Source organism: Vibrio sp. 10N.261.52.A1, assembly GCF_002876325.1.
Taxonomy (GTDB): domain Bacteria; phylum Pseudomonadota; class Gammaproteobacteria; order Enterobacterales; family Vibrionaceae; genus Vibrio; species Vibrio chagasii.
The window spans coordinates 1-5048 of the sequence record NZ_MCYD01001099.1; the positions used below are offsets into that span (position 1 = coordinate 1).

The following is a 5048-nucleotide window of genomic DNA, read 5'->3' on the forward strand; positions in this document are numbered from 1 at the left end:
AATCCTTCCTATCTATCCAAGAAAAGCACTACAGGTTCGTTGTTAGCGATTAAACCAGCTCGTAAGAAACAACGTAAAGCTGAGAGATACCTGGGTAGATATCTTGAATCACATCTTTCAACACTTGCAGCGTCATGTTCTCTTGTTGTGCATGGAACTCACCCAGTTCATCGAACAGAATCGGTTCTACGCTGATGATCTTAAGATTACAGAATACGCGCCCTTCTTCTAACGTTGATACTTCAACAACGCTACCCGGTTGGTAATCACGCTCTGATTCATCGCGAATGGTGATGGTCTTTTTGCCAGAAAGGATGTCAGCTTCGAAACGTTCGAAGAACGTCATAGTGGTTGGTGCGGTCATTTATTCAGTCGCTTAGCATTAAAGGTTAGGTAGATGTTTATATACCAGAATGCTTGTTCAAGCGAATAAAAATTAGATGCGGAAGTTTATCTCGTCATTCCCAAGACTAACGGAGGAAGGAGTTGGGAATCTTTAGAGGATAAATTACAGGCAATAAAAAAGGAGAACCGAAGTTCTCCTTTTCTTAAACCTTAAAGCTAACTCTAAATTATAGAGATGCTTTCGCTTTTTCAACTAGAACAGCGAATGCTGCTTTGTCGAATACTGCGATGTCAGCAAGAATCTTACGATCGATCTCGATAGATGCTTTCTTAAGACCGTTGATGAAACGGCTGTAAGATAGACCATTTTGACGAGATGCTGCGTTGATACGTGCAATCCAAAGTTGACGGAATTGACGTTTCTTGTTACGACGGTCACGGTAAGCGTATTGACCAGCTTTGGTAACTGCTTGGAAAGCTACGCGGTAAACACGTGAACGTGCACCGTAGTAACCTTTAGCTTGTTTTAGAACTTTCTTATGACGTGCACGAGCTTGTACACCACGTTTTACGCGAGGCATTATGCTTCTCCTAAACTAAACGAATTTATAAACTAAAAAGAATTAAGCGTATGGCATCATACGTAGAACTTGAGCAACTTCACACTTAGGAAGGATCGAGTTCGGACGTAGCTGACGCTTGTTCTTAGTAGTACGCTTAGTCAGGATGTGACGTTTACCAGCGTGCTTAAACTTAATACCACCAGCAGTTTTCTGGAAACGCTTAGCAGCACCTTTGTTGGTTTTCATCTTAGGCATGATGAATAACTCCGCATTGTTGAGTTGTTAATAACATAGTAATTAGGGCGAATAAAACCCCGCAACCTGAGGCTGCAGGGTTCAATTACTTGCAAAGCCGTTAATTACTTCTTTTTAGGGGCCAATACCATGATCATCTGGCGACCTTCAATTCTCGTTGGGAAAGATTCGACTACTGCAAATTCTTCAGTATCCGCTTTCAAACGATTAAGAACGTCAACACCGATGTCTTGGTGAGCCATTTCGCGGCCACGGAAGCGAATTGTTACCTTCACTTTGTTGCCGTCTTCAAGGAAACCAGTCAGGTTGCGTAGTTTTACCTGATAGTCTCCAATATCAGTTCCAGGACGGAATTTAACTTCCTTAATCTGAACCTGCTTTTGCTTTTTCTTCTGCTCTTTCGCAGCTTTGCTCTTCTCGAAGAGGAACTTACCGTAGTCCATCACACGACAAACTGGCGGCTCGGCGTTAGGGCTGATCTCTACTAGATCCATACCAGCTTCATTTGCAGCTTCCATCGCTTCTGCGATTGATACTACACCAACAGCTTCGCCGTCTGCGCCAGTTAGACGCACTTCACGAACGCCACGAATGTCACCGTTTAAACGGTGCTGGTTTTGTTTGGCCGGTTGTTGGCCACGTCTTCCGCCTTTAATAGCTATTCCTCCAGATTGAGCTTACGGCTTGAAACCTCAGCTTGGATGTATGAAATAAAGTCATCCACTTTAAACTTGCCAAGGTCTTTACCTTTACGTGTACGTACTGCAATTTCGCCGGCTTCCATTTCTTGGTCACCACACACAAGCATGAACGGTACACGTTTCAAAGTATGTTCGCGAATTTTAAAGCCAATCTTCTCATTTCTCAAGTCTGCTTTGACTCTAAATCCACTTTTTTGCAGTTTTTTCGTAATTTCTTGTACATATTCAGACTGTTTGTCTGTAATGCCCATTACAACTGCTTGTTCTGGCGCCAACCATGTTGGGAAGAAGCCAGCGTATTCTTCAATAAGAATACCGATGAAACGCTCTAGTGAACCTAAAATCGCGCGGTGGATCATAACTGGCGTGTGACGCTCGTTATCTTCACCTACGTAAGTTGCACCTAAACGCTCTGGTAATGCAAAATCGAGCTGCACTGTACCACATTGCCATGCACGGTCCAAACAATCATGCAAAGTAAATTCAATCTTAGGTCCGTAGAACGCACCCTCGCCTTCTTGAATCTCGTATGCAATCTCCATTGACTCTAGTGCAAGCTTAAGGTCAGCCTCAGCACGGTCCCACATTTCGTCAGAACCTACACGTTGCTCTGGACGAGTAGACAGCTTAACAACGATATTTTCGAAACCGAAAGTTGTGTAAGTGTCGTAAACCATTTCAATACAAGCTTTAACTTCTTGTTGAACTTGGTCTTCAGTACAGAATACGTGAGCGTCATCTTGAGTAAAGCCACGAACACGCATGATGCCGTGAAGTGCGCCAGACGGCTCGTTACGGTGACATGAGCCGAACTCAGCCATACGTAGCGGTAGATCACGGTAAGACTTAAGACCTTGGTTAAAGATCTGTACGTGACCCGGGCAGTTCATTGGCTTGATAGCGTATTCACGGTTCTCTGAAGACGTTGTAAACATCGCTTCTGCGTATTTGTCCCAGTGACCAGAACGTTCCCAAAGTACACGGTCCATCATTAGTGGGCCTTTTACTTCTTGGTAATCGTACTCAGTCAGTTTTTGACGTACGAACACTTCTAGTTCACGGAAAATAGTCCAACCGTTGTGGTGCCAGAACACCATGCCTGGTGCTTCTTGCTGCATGTGAAATAGATCCAATGCTTTACCAATCTTACGGTGGTCACGCTTAGCCGCTTCTTCTAGACGAACTAGGTGAGCTTTAAGCGCTTTTTTATCATGGAATGCAGTACCGTAGATACGTTGAAGCATCTTGTTGTCACTGTTACCACGCCAGTAAGCACCCGCTACGTTTAGTAGTGTGAAGTGCTGACAGAAACCCATATGTGGTACGTGTGGACCACGACACATATCGATGTATTCTTCATGGTGGTATAGGCCTGGACGGTCGTCTTTAGAAACGTTCTCGTCTAGGATTTCCATTTTGTATGTTTCGCCGCGAGCTTCGAAAGCATCACGCGCTTCCTGCCAGCTAACTTTCTTCTTAACAACCTGGTACTTGGTCTTCGCTAGCTCTTTCATGCGCTTTTCGATCTTTTCTAGATCTTCTTGCGTTAGAGAGTGCTCAAGGTCGATATCGTAGTAGAAACCGTTGTCGATGGTAGGACCGATCGCCATTTTCGCTTCTGGAAAAAGCTGCTTAACCGCGTGGCCTAATAGGTGAGCACAAGAGTGACGAACGATCTCAAGGCCATCAACTTCATCTTTAGCTGTGATGATTTCTAGGCTTGCATCGTTTTCGATAAGATCACAAGCATCAACACGCTCGCCGTCTACACGACCAGCAATGGTTGCTTTCGCAAGACCAGGACCGATTGATAGGGCAACATCTAGAGTTGATACAGGGTTGTCAAATTGACGCTGACTACCGTCAGGAAGAGTAATAATTGGCATTATTTGTCCTTTACAGTGGTGTTGCACACCAAGCAACACATGAAAATGTTTAATATATGTCTTTCAATCAACTAGTACGCTGATTGGGGATATATGCATAATAAATATACCCACGGAGAAGCAAATACAGATGCCTCGCTCGTGGGTATCAGAGCATTGTAACGAAATAATATGAAATAACAATGACGGAGGGGATCTCCCGACACTTCAGTCCCCTTTATCACCCGGATTAAGTAGACTCGAATCGCCTCTTTTATACCTCCATAATGTGAAGCGCTTTTCACAACGAGCCAAATCAACTTAGCTATTTCGGTTTAGTCATTTCGAACTAAGCTATATAGGTGTGCCGAAATAAGGATGAGGTATGTATGGGAAAACGAGGGATTTTTCTATCGCTTACATCACCCCTGCCCTTCATAATGCTCACAACGGCATGCGTACCGAGCGCTTGGGCCAATAAGGACTACGGGCCCTTAATCAGTTATACCCAAGCGCCACTGCAATCCGTTCGACTCACTCCAATGCTTCGCTCTGGTTTCCCACTCGAAGAGGACAAGCTCGAACTGTTTACCTCTTTAACAGCCGCTAGTATCTGGGCCAACTCCCGCGACTATCATTTAGATTATTATCAGAACCAACTTCAAACAGGGCTACGATGGCAATTAACACCTGAATGGCAAGTAGAACTGAATTACCGCTGGCTTTTCGCCGCCAACAACCATCTAGACAAGATCACCATCAACTTCCATGAACTGTTTAGCATCGACCAAGCCGGACGAGATCGAAAAGCCAGACATCAGTTCGACATCTATGCTCCAGAGCACGATATCAGCATTCGAGACTTTTCTGGCGATACACTGACCAGCGCTTTCACGCTCTACACCCAATACCAAGTCATAGATAAAGAGAATCATGGATTATCTGTTGGTGTATCGCTTTACCATAACAACGTCAATCACGGAGCATTTAAAGGAAGCAGCACAGAACAAAGCGCTCAACTCAACTATGCATACCAACTCGATATCAATACCTTCTATTCGAGCTTGGGGTTTGTGAACCAGTCTAATCGAGATTCAGACAACAACTTTACACATAAAAAGGTTACATGGTCTTGGTTGGGAGGCTATCAGCTGACACTCATTGAAAACCACGAATTGCACATAGAGTATCGTTGGTATGAAGGTGCTGATTATGGGGAAACCGAGTTATCAGAAGCTGCCAATGAAATGATGTTTGGCTATCGGTATGTGATGCAACGCTCGGCAGTCGAGGTATCCATCATCGAGAACATCTTCAAT

The 5048-nt window shown here is 44.4% G+C and carries 6 protein-coding genes; 1 reads left to right on the top strand and 5 read right to left on the bottom strand.

Going from position 1 to position 5048, the window contains the following annotated elements; genetic code table 11:
* Positions 1-49: 49 nt before the first annotated feature.
* The 5 genes from yqfB to thrS all read right to left on the bottom strand — a co-directional run bounded on the left by yqfB (position 50) and on the right by thrS (position 3750).
* Positions 50-364: a N(4)-acetylcytidine aminohydrolase gene (yqfB, locus tag BCT81_RS23550; RefSeq protein ID WP_008224694.1), complete on the bottom strand. Its 315-nt coding sequence runs from the start codon at positions 362-364 to the stop codon at positions 50-52.
* Positions 365-572: 208 nt separating this feature from the next.
* Positions 573-926: a 50S ribosomal protein L20 gene (gene rplT / locus BCT81_RS23555; RefSeq protein ID WP_004733517.1), complete on the bottom strand. Its 354-nt coding sequence runs from the start codon at positions 924-926 to the stop codon at positions 573-575.
* 42 nt (positions 927-968) lie between these two features.
* On the bottom strand, positions 969-1163 hold the full coding sequence (gene rpmI, locus BCT81_RS23560; protein ID WP_004738430.1) for a 50S ribosomal protein L35: 195 nt from the start codon (positions 1161-1163) through the stop codon (positions 969-971).
* Positions 1164-1267: 104 nt separating this feature from the next.
* The gene (gene infC / locus BCT81_RS23565) at positions 1268-1819 is read right to left on the bottom strand and encodes a translation initiation factor IF-3 (protein ID WP_080566530.1); all 552 of its coding nucleotides are present in this window, start codon (positions 1817-1819) and stop codon (positions 1268-1270) included.
* 2 nt (positions 1820-1821) lie between these two features.
* A complete protein-coding gene (gene thrS / locus BCT81_RS23570; protein ID WP_032549211.1) occupies positions 1822-3750 on the bottom strand; it encodes a threonine--tRNA ligase in 1929 nt (642 codons plus the stop codon).
* Between the two features lie 419 nt (positions 3751-4169).
* Between thrS and BCT81_RS23575 the strand changes: the two genes are divergently transcribed.
* On the top strand, positions 4170-5048 hold an 879-nt coding region (locus BCT81_RS23575; protein WP_102426044.1), incomplete at its 3' end, for a DUF3187 family protein.

What these genes read in the sequence shown, in the direction of transcription:
- yqfB (WP_008224694.1), bottom strand. Translation starts at nt 364, where the DNA reads ATGACCGCACCAACCACTATGACGTTCTTCGAACGTTTCGAAGCTGAC.
- rplT (WP_004733517.1), bottom strand. Translation starts at nt 926, where the DNA reads ATGCCTCGCGTAAAACGTGGTGTACAAGCTCGTGCACGTCATAAGAAA.
- rpmI (WP_004738430.1), bottom strand. Translation starts at nt 1,163, where the DNA reads ATGCCTAAGATGAAAACCAACAAAGGTGCTGCTAAGCGTTTCCAGAAA.
- thrS (WP_032549211.1), bottom strand. Translation starts at nt 3,750, where the DNA reads ATGCCAATTATTACTCTTCCTGACGGTAGTCAGCGTCAATTTGACAAC.